General features: G+C 64.2%; 15 protein-coding genes and 1 pseudogene. 7 read left to right on the forward strand and 9 right to left on the reverse strand.

Annotation, left to right across the window (positions count from 1 at the left end):
- The first annotated feature begins 121 nt into the window (after nt 1-121).
- A pseudogene (locus ACIU1A_RS32265) lies at nt 122-1,478 on the forward strand (MATE family efflux transporter).
- On the opposite strand, the gene ACIU1A_RS32270 reads toward ACIU1A_RS32265, so the two are convergent.
- A complete protein-coding gene (locus tag ACIU1A_RS32270) occupies nt 1,471-2,550 on the reverse strand; it encodes a quinone-dependent dihydroorotate dehydrogenase (protein ID WP_404926193.1) in 1,080 nt (359 codons plus the stop codon). The pseudogene ACIU1A_RS32265 and the gene ACIU1A_RS32270 overlap by 8 nt on opposite strands.
- A complete protein-coding gene (locus tag ACIU1A_RS32275) occupies nt 2,547-2,897 on the reverse strand; it encodes a DUF952 domain-containing protein (RefSeq protein ID WP_140496591.1) in 351 nt (116 codons plus the stop codon). The genes ACIU1A_RS32270 and ACIU1A_RS32275 overlap by 4 nt, the downstream gene beginning before the upstream one ends.
- 107 nt (nt 2,898-3,004) lie before the next feature.
- Here ACIU1A_RS32275 and ACIU1A_RS32280 point away from each other — a divergent pair, with 107 nt between their 5' ends.
- The gene (locus ACIU1A_RS32280) at nt 3,005-3,439 is read left to right on the forward strand and encodes a hypothetical protein (RefSeq protein WP_140496589.1); all 435 of its coding nucleotides are present in this window, start codon (nt 3,005-3,007) and stop codon (nt 3,437-3,439) included.
- Between the two features lie 126 nt (nt 3,440-3,565).
- Entirely contained in the window at nt 3,566-4,225 is a 660-nt protein-coding gene (locus tag ACIU1A_RS32285; RefSeq protein ID WP_140513279.1) for a response regulator transcription factor, read from the forward strand.
- Between the two features lie 172 nt (nt 4,226-4,397).
- On the opposite strand, the gene ACIU1A_RS32290 is transcribed toward ACIU1A_RS32285, so the two are convergent.
- Nucleotides 4,398-7,904 (reverse strand): NahK/ErcS family hybrid sensor histidine kinase/response regulator, encoded by a 3,507-nt coding sequence (locus ACIU1A_RS32290; protein ID WP_404926194.1) that lies wholly within the window; start codon nt 7,902-7,904, stop codon nt 4,398-4,400.
- A gap of 236 nt (nt 7,905-8,140) precedes the next feature.
- On the opposite strand from ACIU1A_RS32290, the gene mscL reads away from it, so the two are divergent.
- Both mscL and ACIU1A_RS32300 read left to right on the forward strand, forming a co-directional pair.
- Nucleotides 8,141-8,563, forward strand: coding sequence for a large conductance mechanosensitive channel protein MscL (mscL, locus tag ACIU1A_RS32295; RefSeq protein WP_404926195.1), 423 nt, complete (start codon nt 8,141-8,143; stop codon nt 8,561-8,563).
- Between the two features lie 110 nt (nt 8,564-8,673).
- Nucleotides 8,674-9,840: a pyridoxal phosphate-dependent aminotransferase gene (locus tag ACIU1A_RS32300; RefSeq protein WP_404926196.1), complete on the forward strand. Its 1,167-nt coding sequence runs from the start codon at nt 8,674-8,676 to the stop codon at nt 9,838-9,840.
- Nucleotides 9,841-9,914: 74 nt separating this feature from the next.
- Here ACIU1A_RS32300 and hemA read toward each other — a convergent pair whose 3' ends face one another.
- On the reverse strand, nt 9,915-11,192 hold the full coding sequence (hemA, locus tag ACIU1A_RS32305) for a 5-aminolevulinate synthase (RefSeq protein WP_140513285.1): 1,278 nt from the start codon (nt 11,190-11,192) through the stop codon (nt 9,915-9,917).
- Nucleotides 11,193-11,468: 276 nt separating this feature from the next.
- Here hemA and galE point away from each other — a divergent pair, with 276 nt between their 5' ends.
- Nucleotides 11,469-12,464 carry a UDP-glucose 4-epimerase GalE gene (gene galE / locus ACIU1A_RS32310; protein ID WP_404926197.1) on the forward strand — a complete coding sequence of 332 codons (996 nt, stop codon included), beginning with the start codon at nt 11,469-11,471 and terminating at the stop codon, nt 12,462-12,464.
- Between the two features lie 103 nt (nt 12,465-12,567).
- A complete protein-coding gene (locus ACIU1A_RS32315) occupies nt 12,568-13,818 on the forward strand; it encodes a D-amino acid dehydrogenase (RefSeq protein WP_404926198.1) in 1,251 nt (416 codons plus the stop codon).
- Between the two features lie 16 nt (nt 13,819-13,834).
- Here ACIU1A_RS32315 and ACIU1A_RS32320 read toward each other — a convergent pair whose 3' ends face one another.
- Genes ACIU1A_RS32320 through ACIU1A_RS32340 form a run of 5 tightly spaced genes read right to left on the reverse strand, consistent with a single transcriptional unit; the run spans nt 13,835 to nt 19,032 of the window.
- The gene (locus ACIU1A_RS32320; RefSeq protein WP_140524001.1) at nt 13,835-15,211 is read right to left on the reverse strand and encodes an FGGY-family carbohydrate kinase; all 1,377 of its coding nucleotides are present in this window, start codon (nt 15,209-15,211) and stop codon (nt 13,835-13,837) included.
- The gene (gene rhaM, locus ACIU1A_RS32325) at nt 15,208-15,525 is read right to left on the reverse strand and encodes an L-rhamnose mutarotase (protein ID WP_140496569.1); all 318 of its coding nucleotides are present in this window, start codon (nt 15,523-15,525) and stop codon (nt 15,208-15,210) included. The genes ACIU1A_RS32320 and rhaM overlap by 4 nt, the downstream gene beginning before the upstream one ends.
- Nucleotides 15,525-16,520: an ABC transporter permease gene (locus ACIU1A_RS32330; RefSeq protein ID WP_140513291.1), complete on the reverse strand. Its 996-nt coding sequence runs from the start codon at nt 16,518-16,520 to the stop codon at nt 15,525-15,527. Before ACIU1A_RS32330 ends, rhaM begins: the two co-directional genes overlap by 1 nt.
- Nucleotides 16,517-17,494, reverse strand: a complete 978-nt coding sequence (locus ACIU1A_RS32335) for an ABC transporter permease (protein ID WP_140564780.1) — start codon at nt 17,492-17,494, stop codon at nt 16,517-16,519. Before ACIU1A_RS32335 ends, ACIU1A_RS32330 begins: the two co-directional genes overlap by 4 nt.
- On the reverse strand, nt 17,491-19,032 hold the full coding sequence (locus tag ACIU1A_RS32340; RefSeq protein WP_404926199.1) for a sugar ABC transporter ATP-binding protein: 1,542 nt from the start codon (nt 19,030-19,032) through the stop codon (nt 17,491-17,493). Before ACIU1A_RS32340 ends, ACIU1A_RS32335 begins: the two co-directional genes overlap by 4 nt.
- Between the last annotated feature and the right edge of the window lie 42 nt (nt 19,033-19,074).

The raw sequence follows: 19,074 nt of genomic DNA on the forward strand, positions 1-19,074 counted from the left end.
GGCGGCTCGCGCCAGACCGGAATTTCGGTTGGCCGCCATGGCAAGGGTGGATTGCGCGGTGGCCGGAAAATGGGGCACACCGGCTGTTCGATCAAGCCGCAATCAGCAAGGCAGCAATTCTTTGGAGAAGGGTGCAATCCCAGCCGACGCCGGATCCCCAATCGTTCCCGGATCCTTTGTCGTCACCAACCGCACGGTGCTCGTCATCGCCGTGCCGATGACGCTCGCCTACCTGACGACGCCGCTGCTCGGCATGGTCGATACGGCTGTTGTCGGACAGCTCGGCGACGCCGCCTTGCTTGGCGGCCTGGCGGCAGGCGCACTGGTCTTCGACGTCGTCTTCACCACCTTCAATTTCCTGCGCTCCGGCACCACCGGTCTGGTCGCCCAGGCTTTCGGGCGCAACGACGCGCTGGAGGAACAGGCGGTGTTCTGGCGCGCGGTGCTGATCGCTGTTGTCGCCGGCATCGTGCTGGCGGCGCTTTCGCCGCTGATCGCGGCCGGCGGGCGGTGGTTCATGGATGCCGGGCCGCGCGTCAGCGAGGCGATGGGCGTCTATATCGGCATCAGATTGCTCGCGGCACCTTTCTCGCTGATCAACTACGCCATTCTCGGCTATGTCCTCGGCCGAGGCGAGGGCGGGCTCGGGTTGGTGCTGCAGCTGGTGCTGAACGGCATCAACATCGCGCTCTGCATCCTGCTTGGCCTGGAGCTTGGCTGGGGCGTCGCCGGCGTCGCATGGGCAACCGTCACCGGCGAATTCCTGGCCATGTTGCTTGGCCTCGCCATCGTCATCAGGCGGTTCAGGGCAAGCCCGCCCGTGCCACGCCAACGCCTGCTCGACATGAGCGCGTTCCTGCGCATGCTGTCGCTCAACCGCGATATCATGATCCGCTCGTTCTCGCTGCTTGCCGCCTTTGCGCTGTTCACCCGCCAGGGTGCGCAATTCGGCACGGTTACGCTGGCCGCCAACGCCGTGCTGATGAATTTTTTCCTCGTCGCAGGCTATTTCCTCGACGGTTTCGCCACCGCCGCGGAACAGCTCGCCGGCCGCGCCGTCGGTGCGCGGGCTGAGCACCCGTTCCGGCGCGCGGTGCGGTTGACCCTGTTCTGGGGTTTCGGATTGGCGGGCGCCGCAACCCTGGTGCTTCTGCTGGCCGGTGCCAATCTGGTTGCCGTCGTCACCACGTCGCAGGAAGTCCGCTCGGTGGCCGACACCTACCTGCCCTGGGCGGCCTTCACCGCACTAAGCGGCGTGCTGGCTTTCCAGATGGACGGCGTCTTCATCGGCGCGACCTGGTCGCGACATGCGCAACATGATGCTTTTGTCTTTCCTGGCCTTCGCGGCCGCGCTGATTACGCTGGCGCCTGCTTTCGGCAATCATGGCCTGTGGGCGGCATTGCATGTCTTCCTGCTGGTGCGTGGCCTCAGCCTGTTGGCCATCCTGCGGCTGCGGCTGCGGACGGCGTTCAGTTGAGCGGCCTTGAAGCCCATTGGTCGAGATGGCGGTCGCGCAAGTCGCTGATGGAGTTGAGCCGTTCCGTCTCGGCGAAACGCGCCATGCCGGCGACGATGCGCCCCGGCAACGCCGGCCCGGCATAGATCATGCCGGTGTAAAGCTGGACGAGATCGGCGCCTGCGCGGATCTTCTCCAGCGCAGTCTCGGCGGAGTTGACCCCACCCACGCCGATGATGGCCATGTCCGGCCCCAGCAGCCTGCGCATACGGGCCAGCACGATGGTCGAGCGCTCGAATAGCGGCCGGCCGGAAAGCCCGCCGGTCTCGCTTGCCGCGCCGCTGGAGCGTAGCGCCGGGCGAGAAATGGTGGTGTTGGACACGATGATGCCGTCTATTGCCTTATGGGTGACCTCGGCGGCGATGTCTTCCAGCTCGGCTTCGACCAGGTCAGGCGCAATCTTGAGAAACACCGGCGGCTGCCTTGCCGCCGCCGCACGCGCGGCCATGACCCGCGACAACAGCTCGCCGAGCTGTTCGCGCGCCTGCATGGTGCGCAGGCCGGGCGTATTGGGCGAGGAAATATTGACGGTGAGATAGCTGGCGTAAGGCGCGAAGCGGATGACACCGCGCTCATAGTCGTTGACGCGGTCGGCGCTGTCCTTGTTGGCGCCGATGTTGACGCCGACGATGCCGGAGCGCCCTTTGCGGCCGACCAGGCGTTTCTCGGCGGCCGCATGGCCTTCATTGTTGAAGCCGAGCCGGTTGATCACCGCTTCATCCGCCGGCAACCGGAAGATGCGCGGCTTCGGATTGCCAGGCTGCGCCGACGGCGTGACCGTGCCGACCTCGGCAAAGCCGAAGCCGAGGCCGAGAAGCGCATCGGGCACCTCGGCATTCTTGTCGTAACCGGCAGCCATGCCGAGCGGATTGGGGAAATCGAGGCCGCAGAGGCTGACCTTCAGCCGCGCATCGCGCGCCGTCCGTGAGCCGACCGGCAGGCCGCAGCGCAGCGCCGCGATCGACAGGCCATGCGCGGTTTCCGGGTCGAACGTGAAGAGCAGCTTCTGGCCAATCCGGTCGAGCACGCTCATTCGGCCTCCAGCGCCGGGAACTGGTGGGTGCCGTCGGCGCCGAGTGGCAGCGGCCGGACCCACAGCACGGCTTTCAGGTCGAGCACGCCGTAGAGGTGCGGAAACAGCGCGCCGCCGCGCGAGGCCTCGTATTTTAGCGCATCGCCCAGGCTGGTCCCGTCGATGGCAACCAGCAGAAGCCCCGCCTGGCCGGCAAAATGTTTCGCCGCCGTCTCCTTGACCTGTGCCGCCGTGGAGAAATGGATGAAGCCGTCGGCGACATCGATCGGCGCTCCGGTGAAGCGGCCGTTCGCTTCGGCCTCGCGCCAAGGCCCTTCCGGGGTTATCTTGTAGATAATCTGAGACATGGTTGCGCTATAGTCCGAACCAGCCGTGCGGGGAAGGCCGTGCCAAGGATCTTCCCCATTTCCGGCGCAAACATGCGATATCTCAGGCTTTGGCCATGGAGGACAACATGCGTCTGCAGCACATCTTGATCCCCGCCGCGCTCGTTTCGCTGGTCGCGGCGTCCGCCTTTTCCGAGGAGACCGACCGCTATCGTCTGGAGAAATCCGCCAACGGCTATGTCCGCATGGACACGCAGACAGGCGCGATGTCGATCTGCGAGGAGCGCTCCGGCCAACTCGTCTGCAAGATGGCGGCCGATGAACGCGCTGCCTTCCAGGACGAGGTCGATCGCCTGCAAACTTCGATGAAAGCCATGGACGAGCGCGTCACCAGGCTCGAGAATTCGCTCTCGGCCCGCCTCGAATCGACATTGCCGAGCGAGGAGGATTTCAACAAGACGATGAGCTACATGGAGCGTTTCCTGAAGGGCTTCATGGGCATCGTCAAAGATATGGACAAGGACAGCGGCGACGGCGCCAAACCCAACTCGCAGAAGACCTGAAGACAGGCCGTCTGGGGAAATCCGGTGCGCCGGCTTTGCTGCTTGAAAACAGCGCGAAGCGCCTCATAATCGTTGCATCAGGTCCCGAGAAAACAGAAGACCATCAAGGGATCCGGGGAGGGATATTTGCCATCAGGCTATTCTTTCGTCATCGCCGACGATCACCCGCTGTTTCGCGGTGCGTTGCGCGAAGCGCTTGCCGGCATCGGCAATGTCACCGCTATTCACGAAGCCGGCGATTTCGAAAGCGCCAAGGCGCTGGTCGTGGCCAACGAGGAGGTCGATCTGGTGCTGCTCGACCTGTCGATGCCGGGCGCGAGCGGCCTTTCCGGCCTGATCTCGTTGCGCGGCATCCATCCGGCGGCGCCGCTGGTGGTGGTCTCCGCCCATGACGACCCGGCGACCATCCGGCGCGCGCTCGACCTCGGCGCGTCCGGTTTCATCTCCAAATCGGCCAGCATGGAGGAAATCCGCGACGCCGTGCGATCGGTCCTTGCGGGCGATATCGCGGCACCGGCCGGCATCGATCTCGGTGTCGAGCGCGACCCCGAAATATCGGACCTGATCAAGCGCCTGCAGGCGCTCACGCCGCAGCAAACCCGCGTGCTCGGCATGTTGGCGGAAGGCCTTCTCAACAAGCAGATCGCCTATGAGCTCGGCGTCTCCGAGGCGACGATCAAGGCGCATGTCTCGGCGATATTGCAGAAGCTCGGCGTCGACAGCCGCACCCAGGCGGTGATCCTGCTGTCCAAGATCGGCAGCGATCCGCTGCAGCCGGTGAGCTGAGCGCCCGAGCCTGCGGATGGTTATGTGGATATCGGATCGGCGAGCAGTTTCTCGGAAACGCCTCGCCCGTCAGCAGAGATACAAGCCATGCCGACGCGACGGCCGACATGTTCTGCGCCTATCTCGAAGCCTGGGCGCTGTCGGCGGGGCCGAAATGAAGCAAATCTGACAATTACTCCGCCGCCGGCACCAGCGGCCTGACCCTGGCCATCATAGAGCGCAGCACGGCCGGTTTGAGCGGCTTGTTGATCACCGGGACGTCGAGCCCGGCCGCCGCCGTGCGTACCTCGTTGGAACGGTCGGCGGTGACCAGCACGGCGGGCAGGTCGTCGCCGTGGATCGCTCGCAGCCTGACAATGGCGTCGAGGCCGGTTTCGCCATCGAGATGATAGTCGGCAAGGACAATGTCCGGGTGGCGGATCGCGGTATCCAGGTTCGTTGTGCCGGACACGGTCTCGACGGCGCAGCCCCAGCCTTCGAGCAGCAGCCGCATGCCTTCGAGGATGCGGGCGTCGTTGTCGATACACAGCACGCTCAGTCCGGACAGCGAAGCCGCCGCGCGGGCCGGCGCCCTGGTTTCAACCTCGCGTTTCGGTTCCTGCACGGCCGCCACCGGCAGGATGACGGAAAAGCGCGTGCCCTTGCCCGGGTTGGAGAAAATACGGATTTCAAGCCTCAGCACCCGCGCGATGCGATCGACGATCGAAAGGCCGAGGCCGAGGCCTTCGGCCTCGCGCGCGCCTTCGTCCAGCCGGGTGAATTCGCGAAACACCGTGTTCAGCTTGTCGCCGGCAATGCCGATGCCAGTGTCGATCACCTGGATTTCCGCCAGTTCGCCGCGCCGCCGCACGCCAACCAGGATGCGGCCGTGACGTGTGTATTTGATGGCATTGGAAACGAGGTTCTGGATCAGGCGGCGCAACAGGTTGCGATCCGTCATCACTGTCAGCGACGAGGGCATGATCGTCAGCTTGAGTTGCTTTTCCGCGGCAAGCGGCCGGAAATCATTGCCGATCTGGCGCAGCAATGCGTCTAGGTTGAAGGCCGTGTCGTCCGGTTTCATGGCACCGGCATCGAGGCGGGAAATGTCGAGCACGGCGCCTAGAATGGTCTCGACCGATTCCAGCGAGGAGTCGATGTTGACCGCGGCCTTGCCGGCCGGGCCCTTGCCGGCCTTTTCGATCAGCGACGAGCAGTAGAGCCTGGCGGCGTTGAGCGGTTGCAGGATGTCGTGGCCGGCCGCGGCAAGGAAGCGCGTCTTGCCCAGATTGGCCTCCTCGGCCAGCATCTGCGCCTGCGCCAGTTCCTCGTTGACCCGGGTCAACTCCTCGTTGACCCTGGTCAGTTCGATGGTGCGGGTCTTCACCCGCTGTTCCAGCGACTCGTTCGCCCGCTTCAGCGCCAGGTCCTGCTCGACGCGGCCGGAAATGTCGGCATAGGTGGCGACGATGCCGCCGTCCGGCATCGGGTTGGAGCGCAGCTCCAGGATCCGGCCGCTGGTCTTCAGTTCCATCTGCCAGGGGCTGACGAAGCTGGTCAGCCGGTTGAGCATCGTCACCCGCTGGTCGGTCGGGATATCGCCGCGCTCCGCCAGATGGCGCAGGATCTGGTCGAGCGAGACGCCGACCTGGCCCATGTCGTCGGGCAGGTCGAACAGCTCGCGGTACTGGCGGTTCCAGCAGATCAGCCGGAAATCCCGGTCGAAGACGGTGATGCCCTGTTCCATCTGGTCGAGCGCGATCTGCAACAGGTCGCGATTGTGTTGCAATGCTTCCGTGGCGTCATCGAGCAGCCGGAAGGCATCCCTGGATTCGCGGTCGTGGCGGCGAAACAGCAGCGACAGGATCAGCCGCGCCGACGAAGAGCCGACGGCGCTGGCCAAAAGCTGCTCGGAAAAGCGGATGACGTCCATGCTGGCCTGCTCATTGCCATGCAGGATGACGTTGGTGGTCTTTTCGAAGGACTGGAACGACCGCTCGGTGCGCTGGACGCCGAGATAGCGCGCGATGGTGTCCTTCAGGTCGTTGACGGTGACGGCGGTACGGAAACGGCGCAGGCTGGGCATCGGCCCGGCTTCGCGCGGCACGAAGATCGACGCCTGGATGCGCTCCAGCGGCACCGCGGCGCGTGACAGCGAGCCCAGTACGAAAAACAGTGCGTTGATCGACAGGCTCCACAGCACGCCGTGGTTCAACGGCTCCGCAACGGTGCCGAACAGCGCCTGCGGCCGCAGCGCTTCGAAGCCGAACAGGCCATGCACCAATATGCCGGTTTCGGGCGCGACGAGCGATGGCAACAGCAGCGTGTAGCCCCAGATCAGGATGCCGGCGACCATGCCGAGGGCCGCGCCCCTGCCATTGGCGCCGCGCCAGATCAGCCCGCCAATCAGCGCCGGCGCGAATTGCGCGATCGCCGCGAACGACATCAGGCCGATCGACGACAGCCGCGCGCTGTCGGTGCTCTCGCGGTAGTAGAGGAAGGCGATGAAAAGCATGATGAAGATCGATGCCCGCCGCACGTTGAGGATGAGCGTCGACCAGTCCTCGTTTTCGGAAGACGTCGTCCTCAGCAGCCGCCGCACGAACAGCGGGATGATGAGGTCGTTGGAGATCATGATCGACAGCGCCACGCTCTCGACGATGACCATGGCGGTGGCCGCCGACAGGCCGCCGATGAAGGCAGCCATGGCCAGGAAATCGTGACCGCCGAACAAGGGCAGCGACAGCACATAAAGGTCGCTGCTCGTCTTCGTGCCGACCAGCGACAGTCCGGCGAAGGCGATCGGCAGCACGAACAGGTTGATCGCCACCAGATAGAGCGGAAACACCCATGTCGCGGTGCGCAGTTCCGCCTCGCTGCGGTTCTCGACGATGGTGACGTAGAATTGCCGGGGCAGAAGGATGATGGCGAAGCCACTCAGGCAGGTCAGCACCAGCCAGGTGGCGAGCGACGTCGAATAGCTCATCGCCTGCCGCACCTGGCCGTTTTCGGCCAGCTTGCCGAACATGTCGCCGGGCCCGCCGAAGATCAGGAAAGTGACCATCAGGCCGATCGCCAGGAAGGCGGCAAGCTTGACCACGGTTTCGACCGCCACCGCCAGCACCAGCCCGTCCTGGTGCTCGGTGGCGTCGGCGTGGCGCGTGCCGAACAGCACCGCGAACAGTGCCAGCAGCATGGCGACCACCAGCGAGATGTCGCTGACGAAAGGATCGAACGAGGGCGGCGAGCCGGTGTAGTGCTCGACCATCAGGCTGACGGAACCGGAGATCGCCTTCAGCTGCAGCGCGATATAGGGCACCGCGCCGATGGTCGCGATCAGCGTGGCGATGGCGGCCACGGTGAAGCTCTTGCCATAGCGCGCGCCGAGGAAGTCGGCGATCGAGGTGATCTTCTCGGTCTTGGCCAGCCGCACGAGACGGTTGAGCAAGGGAAAACCGAACAGGAACACCAGCACCGGGCCGGTATAGATGCCGAGGAACTCAAGGCCGCGCTCGGAAGACAGGCCGACAGAACCGAAAAACGTCCAGGAGGTGCAATAGATGGCCAGGCTAAGCGCGTAGATGAACGGCCGTGCGCGACCGGGCCCGGAACTGGCCGAGCGGCGGTCGCCAAGGCTGGCGATGGCGAACAGCAGCGTCACATAAGCGATCGCGATGACAACGATGAACAAGCCCTGCACGGCTCGCGCTTCCTCCCTGGCCGGCTCGACGCCCGCTCACCGCACGCAACCACAGCTTGGAAGCTGAGTCCATCGCGGCGTTCGGCGCATGGACGTCTGATGATGCGGGTAAAAACAAACCGGTGCCTTGGCCTTTTTCCGGTTTTGCAACCGGAGGTTTTTGCTATTGTGGGCTTGGCCGGCGCTGGAGAACGGTGGTGAGGCGGCAGGCGGCCGATCATGGCAGGAGGGTCGAAATGCTGAAAGAATTCCAGGAATTCATTTCCAAGGGCAATGTGATGGACCTGGCCGTCGGCGTCATCATCGGCGCTGCTTTCGGCAGGATCGTCGATTCCCTTGTCAACGACATCATCATGCCGATCGTGGGCGCGATTTTCGGCGGGTTGGACTTCAACAACTACTTCTTTGGACTGTCCTCGAACGTCCACTCGGCCACGCTGGCCGAGGCAAAGAAAGAGGGCGCCGTCTTCGCCTATGGCAGCTTCATCACCGTCGTGCTGAACTTCCTCATCCTGGCATTCATCATCTTCTTGATGGTCAAGGCGGTGAACAACCTGCGCAGGCGCCTGGAGGCCGAAAAGCCCGCGCCTGCCGCCGCGCCGCCGCCTGCCGATGTGCAGCTTCTGACCGAAATCCGCGATTTGCTCGCCAGGAGATAGAGGCATCAGGTTCTTCTGGACCAAAACCCCGGTCGTTCACGGCCGGGGTTTTTTGCTTTCGCCCGTAGTAGAACAGCCGGCATGCTATCGCTATTCGAACGGACCTGCCCATGACCCTGATCCAGAACCTGCGCCCCGAGGCCCTGGCTGCGCCTGAAAGCGGCATCGTCGCCGTCGTCAACTATGGCAGGCTGCGCGACGGTTTGATCCCGCTCTGGGCCGGCGAGGGCGATCTGCCGACACCGTCCTTCATCACCGATGCCGCGTCGAAAGCGCTGGCCGGTGGCGAGACGTTCTACACCTGGCAGAGGGGCATCCCCGATCTGAGGCAGGCGCTTGCCCGCTATTACCAGAGGCATTTCGGCAAACACTTCGCCGAGGACGAATTCATCGTCACCGGTTCCGGCATGCATGCGATCCAGCTTGCGCTCGACGCGCTCGCCGGTGCTGGCGACGAGGTGATCTATCTGTCGCCTGCCTGGCCGAATTTCGATGCCGCCGCCGCCATCGCCGGTGCCGTGCCGGTGCCGGTCACGCTCGATCAATCCGGCAATGGCTGGTCGTGCGATGTCGAGAAGATCGCGGCCGCAATCACGCCCAGGACCAGGGCGCTGTTCATCAACACGCCGTCCAATCCGACCGGCTGGACCGCCGACCATGAGACTTTGCGCGCCATTCTCGATCTCGCCCGGGCAAATGGCCTTTGGATCATCGCCGACGAGATCTATTCGCTGTTCCACTATGGCCAAGGCCGCGCGCCGTCCTTCCTCGACATCGCGACCGGAGAGGACCGCATCCTGTTCGTCAACAGCTTCTCCAAGAACTGGGCGATGACCGGCTGGCGCGTCGGATGGATCAAAACCCATCCGAGTTTGCAGCAGGTGTTCGAGAACCTGATCCAGTATTCAAATTCAGGTGTCGCCCAGTTCATGCAGCGCGGCGCGGTCGCGGCGCTCGATGAAGGCGATGTCTTCGTCGCCGAACAGGTGGAGAGGGCTAGGAAGGCGCGCGATCTGGTCTGCGGCATTCTCGGCGCCACCGACCGCGCTCGGTTCACCGTGCCGCAAGGTGCTTTCTACCTGTTCTTCAGGGTCGACGGCATTACCGATTCGCGCAGCGCCGCCTTCGAGATCGTCGACAAGGCCAATGTCGGCCTGGCGCCGGGCACGGCTTTCGGCCCGGGCGGCGAAGCCTTCCTCAGGCTGTGCTTCCACCGCCGCCTCGACCAGCTCGAGGAGGCGGCGCACCGGCTTGCGAAGTGGATGACAGCTGTTTGAGAGATTGACGAAGCCCGAATTGAAAGTCGCTCCGGCGCGCCAGATGGCCGCCGGAGTGGAGTTTCAAGCGGCTTTCAGCCGCCTGACTTGGGCACCAGCAGGGGAATGATCCGGTCGGTCTTGGCCACGGAAGGTCGTCCTGCTGAACCATAGGAAATGCCGAGCGCGTCCCAGGTCTCGACCAGGGCGTCCTGCAGCTCGGCGATCAGCGCATCCGAATGGAACGGCGTCGGCGTGATGCGCAGCCGCTCCGTGCCGCGCGGCACGGTCGGATAGTTGATCGGCTGGATGTAGATGCCGTGCACGCCGAGCAGGCGATCGCTGGCCATCTTGCAAAGCTCGGGGTCGCCAACCAGCACTGGCACGATGTGGGTCGCCGATTCCATCACCGGCAGGCCGGCGGCGGAGAGGATCTGCTTGGTCCGCGTCGCCTGCTGCTGCTGGGCGTCACGCTCGGCCTGCGAGCGCTTGAGATGACGGATCGATGTGGTGGCAGCGGCGGCGATGGCCGGCGGCAGCGCGGTGGTGAAGATGAAGCCCGGCGCGTAGGAGCGCACGGCGTCGATCACCGCACTGGTGCCGGTGATATAGCCGCCCAGCGTGCCGAATGCCTTGGCGAGCGTGCCCTCGATGATGTCGATGCGGTCGGCGAGGCCTTCCCGCTCGGTGATGCCGCCGCCGCGCGGACCGTACATGCCCACGGCGTGGACCTCGTCGATATAGGTCATGGCGTTATAGCGCTCGGCGAGGTCGACGATCTCTCTGATCGGCGCGATATCGCCATCCATCGAATAGACGCTCTCGAACACGATCAGCTTGGCGCGTTCGCGGCCCGCCGCCTGCAGCAGGCTTTCCAGGTGCGCGACATCGTTGTGGCGAAAAATCTTCTTTTCCGCGCCCGAGCGCCGCACGCCTTCGATCATCGAGGCATGGTTGAGCTCGTCCGAAATGATCAGGCAGTTGGGCAAAAGCCGCGCGATGGTCGAGATCGAGGCTTCGTTGGAAACAAAACCGGAGGTGAAGACCAGCGCGGCTTCCTTGTCGTGCAGATCGGCGAGCTCATGCTCGAGTTCGACCAGCGGATTGCTGGTGCCGGAGATGTTGCGGGTGCCGCCGGCGCCCGAACCCATCCGGCCCGCCGCATTCTGGAACGCTGCGATGACATCCGGGTGCTGGCCCATGCCGAGATAGTCGTTGGAGCACCAGACGGTGATTTCCTCTGCGCGGCCGTTGGCACGCCAGATGGCACGCGGAAATTTGCCCGCTATGCGCTCGAGGTCGGCAAAGACGCGATAGCGTCGTTCCGCATGGAGCTGGTCGATCGCGTCCTCGAAGAACCGCTGATAATTCATGTCGGCTTCCCAGTTTTGCGCTGGATCATAATCATTGCCCGATTGGCCGTCCACCGGCCCGTTTTGGTCAAAATGCCACGCCCCGCGCCTGTTCCTAACGAGGGCGGATCATGGCCTATGTCCTGGCAACACCGGCCTGTAGGGCGCTTTTGTTTCGACATGATGCCCTATGCCGGCCAAGTCGGTTACGCAGGGTTTTATTGGTCATGGGGCGGGCTTTCCAGTAGAGCGGTTATTGAGACAGTTTCCGATAGATCTTGAATGCGAGGACGCGGAATGACGGTTTTGGTGACGGGCGGCGCCGGTTATATCGGCAGCCATATGGTCTGGGAATTGCTGGATGCGGGCGAAAGCGTGGTCGTTCTCGACCGGCTTTCGACCGGTTTCGAATGGGCGGTGGCACCGGAGGCAAAGCTGTTCGTCGGCGATGTCGCCGACAAGGAATTGGTCGGCTCCATCATCCGCGACAACAATGTCGATGCGATCATCCATTTTGCCGGCTCGATCGTCGTTCCCGAATCCGTCGCCGATCCGCTCGGCTACTACGAGAACAACACCTGCAAGACGCGCACGCTGATCGAAACGGCGGTACGCGAGGGCGTGCCGAACTTCATCTTCTCCTCGACCGCCGCCGTCTATGGCGGCGCCGGGCTGGAACCGGTGCGCGAGGACGCCCGCCTGGCGCCGGAATCGCCCTACGGTCTCTCCAAGCTGATGAGCGAATGGATGCTGCGCGATGCGGCGATCGCGCATGGCTTGCGCTATACGGCGCTGCGTTATTTCAACGTCGCGGGCGCCGACCCCAGGGGGCGCACCGGCCAGTCGACGCCTGGCGCCACGCATCTGATCAAGGTCGCTTGCGAGACGGCGCTCGGCAAGCGGCCGTTCATGCAGGTGTACGGCAACGATTATCCGACGCCGGACGGCACCTGCATGCGCGACTACATCCATGTCAGCGACCTGGCCGCGGCGCATCGTCTGGCCCTTGAGCGGCTGCGCGCCGGGGGCGCGAGTCTCGTCGCCAATTGCGGCTACAGCCACGGTTATTCGGTGCTGGAGGTGATCGAGAGCGTGCGCCGCGCCTTCGGCCATGATTTCGAGGTCAGGACGGGCGAGCGCCGCCCCGGTGACGCCGCCGCGGTGGTTGCCAATTCCGATCTCGCCCGGACGGAACTCGGCTGGACGCCGCAACGCGACGATCTCGACCAGATCGTTGCAGATGCGCTCGCTTGGGAGCGTATCCTGACGGGGAAGAATTCCGCACGCGGTTGAGCGGGTTTTCCCAAGGGCTCGCAAGCCGCTCCGCGAAGCGCTATGGAAGCGTTCGCGGAGGGCGGAAGCGCGCTGCCCGGTTCGACCTTTTTGGGGGGACGACATGAAGATAACGGTGCTCGGGGCCGGCGTCGTCGGCACGGCGGCCGCCTACTATCTGGCGAGCGACGGCCATGAGGTCACCGTCATCGAGCGTCATCCGGCGCCGGCGCGGGGCACCAGCCAGTCGAATGCCGGGCTGGTGTCGCCGGGCGATGCCACCGCCTGGGCTTCCCCGGCGGCGCTGAAGACCTTCCTGCGCGGGCTCTACAACCACGATCTCGGCATCAAGGTGCGACTGCGCTTCGATCCCTATTTTCTCGCCTGGAGCCTGCGCTTCCTGCGCCAGTGCACGGTGGCGCGCCTGCGCGCCAACACCGACATCAAGCTGCGGCTCGCGCTCTATTCGCGCGACTGCATCAATGCGCTGTCGGAGGCGACCGGCATCCACTATGACGAGCGCAAGAAGGGCATCCTCTACTTCTTCCGCTCGCAGAAGAGTCTCGACACCGGGACCGACAATTATCGCTATCTTGCCGAGCATGGCTTGCCGATCGAGATCGTCGGGCGCGACCGGCTGGTCGAACTGGAGCCGGGGCTTGCCGGGGTGAAGGACAAGATAGCCGGCGGGGTTTATTCGCCCACTGACCAGACTGGCGATTCCAAACTGTTTGTCGACAGGCTCGCCGCCTATGCGACCGAGAGGCTTGGCGCCGAGTTCCGGTTCGGCACCACGGTCGAAGGTTTCGATATCGAAGGCGACAGGGTGCGGGCCGTCATCACCTCGTCAGGCCCGGTGGCCGGCGATGCGGTTGTCATCGCAATGGGCCCGGAAAGCGGCCTACTCGGCCGCCGCTACGGCATCGACCTGCCGGTTTATCCGGTGAAAGGCTATACCGCGACGATCCCCCTGGGGGACGAAAGCAAGGGGCCGACTATGGGTGGCGCCGACGAGGACCGGCTGATCGGCTATTCCAGGCTGGGCAACCGCTTGCGGATGTCCTCGACGGCCGAGTTCACCGGCTTTGACCGAAGCTTCAAGCCCGCTGACTTCAACACCATCATCAGCACCGGCAAGGATCTTTTCCCTGGCGCCTTCGACGAGAAGAAGGCCATGTTCTGGGCGGGCCTGCGGCCGATGATGCCCAATTCCGTGCCGGTCATCGGCCGGGCCCGCTACAAAAATCTCTATCTCGACACCGGCCACGGCCATGTCGGATGGACCATGGCCTGCGGCTCGGGCAAATTCCTCGCCGATCTCGTCGCCGGCCGAAAGCCCGAAATCGATCCACAGGGGCTGGTCTATGAAGATTAGGCAAGCGGATCCGTAGTTAGCCCCGCCCTTCGACCGCCGCACGCCAGGTGCTTGCATAATCCGTCAAGGCGGGGTCGACCGGCGGTTCTTGTCTCAAGCCCTTGCCATGCGCCTCAGCCTTGTCCGATGCCAGCAACGCGGCACCGATGCTGGTGCCGGTCGCGGCTTCGGAGGCGACGACGCTTCTGGCGGTCGCCGCCGCCAGCATGCCGACAAAGAGCCGGTTGCGGGCGAAAGGGCCTTCGACAATGGTCGGGCCGTCGGCGCCGATCAGATCGAGGCAGGTCGCCGTCATCAGCGCCAGATAGAAAGAGATGGCGGCAAAGCGCTGGCCGCTGTTCATGCCGTCAGCGTTGAGCCACGCCGCCGCATGATGCGGGAACGGTCCCGACCCCTGTTGTGTCGATGGCAGCAGCAGCGTCCTTTTTGCCAGCACGGCCCCGACATCGTCTTCGGTCCAGTTCTCCGGCTGATCATCCGTCAGCACGGAAAATTCGCGGCCGCCCATGAAGCGCGCCGATGGCACGGGATCGCCCAGCGCGTTGACGTTGACCAGCGTATCACGCGCCGGGTCGAGCGCCACCGATCTGCCGCTGACCGACATCGACACCACCCAGGTGCCGGTCGAGACGACGCTGAAAGGCGGCGCGTCGGCGAGAAGATGCGGCAACAGCGAGGCGTTGGAATCGTGCAGGCCGCAGAACACAGGCGTCCGCGGATCGAGCCCCGTTCGCTCGGCAAGCGCCGGCAGGAGCGGGCCGAGCCGGTCCCTTGCCGGCCGCACCGGCGCCATCAACGCGCGCCAACCGAGGCGGTCGATCATTGCCGAAAAATCCGCTTTCCACGGGTTCCACAGATCGGTATGGCAGCCGAGCGAGGTCACCTCGTTGGCGGCGATGCCGGTCAGCCGCAGCGCCCAATATTGGGGATACATCAACATCGCCGTTGCCCTGGCGAATTCCGTCGGAAAGCGCTTCTGCTGCCAGAAGAATTGCGCGCCGAGATTGAGGCCGAGCGGCAGCCGCGGCGTGCCGGTTTCAGCGAAGGGCGGACGGATCGCGTCATACTCGGCCGCGAGTTCCTCGGGGCCGTCGAATTCGTAGTCGAGCACGGGCAACACCAGTTCGCCGGAGGCCTCAACCAGAGCGCCCGTCGCGCCATGGGTAGTGATCGAAACGGCGTCGATGGTCTGTTCGCGGTTGAGATCGGCAAGACTGTCGAGGATGAAGGCCCACAGCGCCTCGACGTCGTGATGCGGGTAGCGGGCTTGCCGCACCGGCGCGTTCGCCACTCGGCGCAGCGCGACCTCGCGCAGCGTGGCGAGGTCGACCAGCGCCACCTTGGCGTTGGTCTTGCCGATGTCGATGACGGCGATGTGGCGCGGGGCACTCATGCCATGTGGAACATGGTTTCCAGGGGCACGGCCACCGGCTCATTGTCAGGCCTGGTCTCCATGAGGTCGGCCATGTCTGCCCACCAGCGCTGCATCACCGGATGCTTCGGCAGGTCGGCCATGCCATGGTCGTCCCGCCGCCACAGCACGCCGAACAGGATGTTGGTCTCCTCGTCGAGATGGATGGAATAGTCGGAAACCCCGGCCTGCTTCAACAGCGCGACCAGCGATGGCCATATCTCGTCGTGACGCTTCTTGTATTCCGCCTTCATGCCGGGCTTGAGCATCATCTTGAACGCGTATTTTTCGGCCATCAGCGTCCCCCGCGCAGCCGCCGCCAGACGATCGGCAGCGCGATGACGATGATCAGGAGCAGGCCGATGAAGATCGACATGACGATGCCGGGCACGTTGAGCAGGCCGAGCCCGAAGGTCACCAGCCCCATGATGAAGGCGGCGAGCACGACGCCGACAATGCTGCCTGCGCCGCCAAGGATGCTGACGCCGCCAAGCACCACCATGGTGATGACTTCCAGCTCATAGCCCTGCGCGATCGAGGGACGGGTCGAACCGAGCCGGGAGGTGATCAGCACAGAGGCGATGCCGGACATCAGCCCGGTCAGGCAGAACAGGATGAACTTGATGCGGCCGACACGCACGCCGGAAAACTGTGCCGCGACCGGATTGTTGCCGATGGCGAAGACGCGGCGGCCGAAACTCGTGCGGTGCAGCACGAACCAGTAGACGACGGCGGCGATGAGAAAGAGCACCAATTCGAACGACACCACCCACCGGACGTAACCCTGGCCGAAGAAGGCGAAGCTCTCGGGATAACCCTTGTAGGCCTGGTCGCCGAGGATGATGAAGGCGATGCCTCGAAACAGGCTCATCGTGCCGATGGTGACGACGATCGAGGGCAGGCCAAGCCTCGTGACCAGAAGGCCGTTGAAGGCCCCGCAGCCGAGCCCGACGACGATGCCGATCGCCACCAGCACCGGCGTTCCGGCGCCGGCCTGCACCGCCATGCCCATCATGGTCGAGGCCAGCGCGATGATGGCGGCGACCGACAGGTCGATCTCGCCCGAAATGATCAGCAGCGCCATGGCGAAGGCGATCAGGCCCTTCTCGGTGAAGTTGAAGGTCAGGTCCGACAGCGAATAAGGGTCGAGGAAATAGGGCGAGGCGAAGCTGTTGATGGCGAAGATGGCGAGGGCCACCACGACCAGCAGCGCTTCCCAGGAAAAGATCGCCGAACGAAACGGCTTGTCGAGCCGGTCCGGAATGTGGCGCGGGGCAGGGACGTCGCTCATGCCGCCTCCATTTTTCTCAGGATGATGCGGCCCTGCTGGCGTTCGCCGCGCGCGTTGAGCACGACGGCGAGGATGATGGCGCTGCCCGAAATCGCCATCTGCCAGAAGGGCGAGATGTTGATGACCGGCAGCGCGTTGGAGATGATGCCCAGGAACAGCGCCCCCAACACCGCGCCCCCGACCGAACCGATGCCGCCGGCAATCGAGATGCCGCCGATGACGCAGGCGGCGATGATGTTGAGCTCATAGCCGTTGGCGACCTCGACCGAGGCGATCACGTATCGTGAGATCCAGAGATAGCCAGCGAGCCCGCCGATCATGCCGGAGATGCAGAAGACGATGAATTTCGTCCGCCCGACATCGATGCCGGCATAAACCGACGCCGTAGGATTGACGCCGATGGCATAGATCGAGCGGCCGAGCGCGGTGCGCGTCATCAGGATGAAGAACAGCGCGATGACCAGAATGGCGATCCAGGACAGCACCGGAATGCCGAGTAAGGCCGCGCGTTGGAAGCCGATGAACTCGGGGCTCATCTTGTCGGCATTGACCCAGGCGCCGCCGGAGATGACGAAGGTGGCGCCGCGATAGATGGTCAGCGTGCCCAATGTCACCACGATCGAGGGGATGTTCAGCCGCCACACCAGAAGGCCGTTGATGGCGCCGAGCACCAGGCCGACGACCAGCGCGATGACGATCAGCAGCGGGATCGGGATCGCCGGGTGGGCGGCGTTCAGCATCGCCACCACCATGCCGGTGAAACAGAGGTTCGACGCCATCGACAGGTCGATCGAACGGGTCAGGATGACCACCATCTGCCCGAGCGCCAGGATCATCAGGATCGAGGTGTCGTTGAACACCTGGCGCAAATTGCCGGGGTCGGCGAAGGCGGGAAAACGCGTCGAGATCAGCCCGATCAGCACGACGATGGCCGCCAGCAACCAGATTTCGCGATATTTCAGCAAAGTTTTCATGCCGCGATCCCCGCCGCCGTCCGGACCAGCGTCTCGGCGTCCAGTCCGTTGTTGTCGTAGACGGCCGCGACAAGGCCCTCGCGCATGACGACGACGCGGTCGGACATGCCGAGGATTTCGGGCAGCTCCGACGACACCATGATAACCGACAGGCCTTGCGCCACCAACTCGGCCATGAAGCCGTGCACGGCGGCCTTGGAGCCGATGTCGATGCCCTTGGTCGGCTCGTCCAGGATGATGACCTTGGGCGTGGTCGCCAGCCATTTGGCAATGACGATCTTCTGCTGGTTGCCGCCCGACAGCGTGCCGACATCCTGGCTGAGCGAGGAGGCCCTGAGGTCGAGCCGCTCGGTGTAGGAGCGGGCGAGCGAAAATTCCTCCGCCAGCCGCAGCACGCCGGATTTGGAGGTGCGTGCCAGCGACGGGAGAGAAACATTCTGGAAGATGGGCAGGCCGATCACCACGCCTTGCTTGCCGCGTTCCTCCGGCACGTAGACGATGCCGGCCTCGATCGAATCCGCCGCCGATTTCGGCACGATCGACTTGCCGTCCAGCGTGATCGTGCCGCCGGAGGTGCCAGTGATCCCTGAAATCGCCTGCATCACCTCGCTGCGGCCGGCGCCCACAAGACCGTAGAAGCCGAGAATCTCGCCCTTGTGCAGTTCGAAACCGATGTCGTTGAATTCGGTGGGGTGCGACAGGCCGGAGACCGACAGCACCTGCGCGCCGATCTCGGCCTTGCGCTGTGGAAAGATGTGATCGACCGCACGGCCCACCATCATGCGCACGATCTGGCTCTGGGCGGCATCCTTGATCAGCCCTTCGCCGACCATCTCGCCGTCGCGGAACACGGTGTAGCGGTCGGCGATGCGGTAGATCTCGTCGAACTTGTGGCTGATGAACAGGATCGCCTTGCCTTCGCTCTTGAGGAACTCGATCAGCAAAAAGAGCTCTTCGATCTCCTTCATCGAAAGGGCGGCCGTCGGTTCGTCCATGATGACGATCTGCGCGTCGATCGACATGGCCCGCGCCACGGCAACGAGATGCTTGTTGGCGATGCCGAGGTCCTTCAGCCTTGCATCGGCGTCGATATGGCGGGCATGCATGGTGTCGAGCACTTCGCGCGCATTTCTGCGCATGGTGCGCCAGTCGATGGTGCCAAAGCGGGTGCGCGGCGCATGGCCGAGAAAGATGTTTTCGGCGACCGTCAGATCGTCGAACAGCACGGTTTCCTGATGGATGGCGGTAACGCCATGGCCGAAGGCGGCGTGCGCGCTGGGCAGGGTGACGTCCTGCCCCTCTATGCTGATCATGCCCGCATCGGGCTGGTAGATGCCGGTCATGATCTTGACCAGCGTCGACTTGCCGGCGCCGTTTTCCCCGATCAGCGCCGTCACCTGGCCCGGATAGAGCGACAGGCTGACATTGTGCAGCGCGCGCACGCCTGGAAAGCTCTTCGAGATGCCGGACAGCGTCAGGCGTGGCGTGGAGGCCAGGGGCCCATCCTTCACCGTGCCGTGTTGGGCTGTCGTGTCCATGGTCGTATCAAGCCCTGAAACAAGGTGCGTTTGAAGTTGCGG

The organism is Mesorhizobium maamorense (genome assembly GCF_044998965.1).
GTDB lineage: Bacteria > Pseudomonadota > Alphaproteobacteria > Rhizobiales > Rhizobiaceae > Mesorhizobium.

Coding starts and splice junctions, on each gene's coding strand:
- ACIU1A_RS32315 (WP_404926198.1), top strand. CDS start 12,568: ATGAAGATAACGGTGCTCGGGGCCGGCGTCGTCGGCACGGCGGCCGCC.
- ACIU1A_RS32330 (WP_140513291.1), bottom strand. CDS start 16,520: ATGAGCGACGTCCCTGCCCCGCGCCACATTCCGGACCGGCTCGACAAG.
- ACIU1A_RS32280 (WP_140496589.1), top strand. CDS start 3,005: ATGCGTCTGCAGCACATCTTGATCCCCGCCGCGCTCGTTTCGCTGGTC.
- galE (WP_404926197.1), top strand. CDS start 11,469: ATGACGGTTTTGGTGACGGGCGGCGCCGGTTATATCGGCAGCCATATG.
- ACIU1A_RS32320 (WP_140524001.1), bottom strand. CDS start 15,211: ATGAGTGCCCCGCGCCACATCGCCGTCATCGACATCGGCAAGACCAAC.
- rhaM (WP_140496569.1), bottom strand. CDS start 15,525: ATGGCCGAAAAATACGCGTTCAAGATGATGCTCAAGCCCGGCATGAAG.
- ACIU1A_RS32300 (WP_404926196.1), top strand. CDS start 8,674: ATGACCCTGATCCAGAACCTGCGCCCCGAGGCCCTGGCTGCGCCTGAA.
- mscL (WP_404926195.1), top strand. CDS start 8,141: ATGCTGAAAGAATTCCAGGAATTCATTTCCAAGGGCAATGTGATGGAC.
- hemA (WP_140513285.1), bottom strand. CDS start 11,192: ATGAATTATCAGCGGTTCTTCGAGGACGCGATCGACCAGCTCCATGCG.
- ACIU1A_RS32275 (WP_140496591.1), bottom strand. CDS start 2,897: ATGTCTCAGATTATCTACAAGATAACCCCGGAAGGGCCTTGGCGCGAG.
- ACIU1A_RS32270 (WP_404926193.1), bottom strand. CDS start 2,550: ATGAGCGTGCTCGACCGGATTGGCCAGAAGCTGCTCTTCACGTTCGAC.
- ACIU1A_RS32340 (WP_404926199.1), bottom strand. CDS start 19,032: ATGGACACGACAGCCCAACACGGCACGGTGAAGGATGGGCCCCTGGCC.
- ACIU1A_RS32335 (WP_140564780.1), bottom strand. CDS start 17,494: ATGAAAACTTTGCTGAAATATCGCGAAATCTGGTTGCTGGCGGCCATC.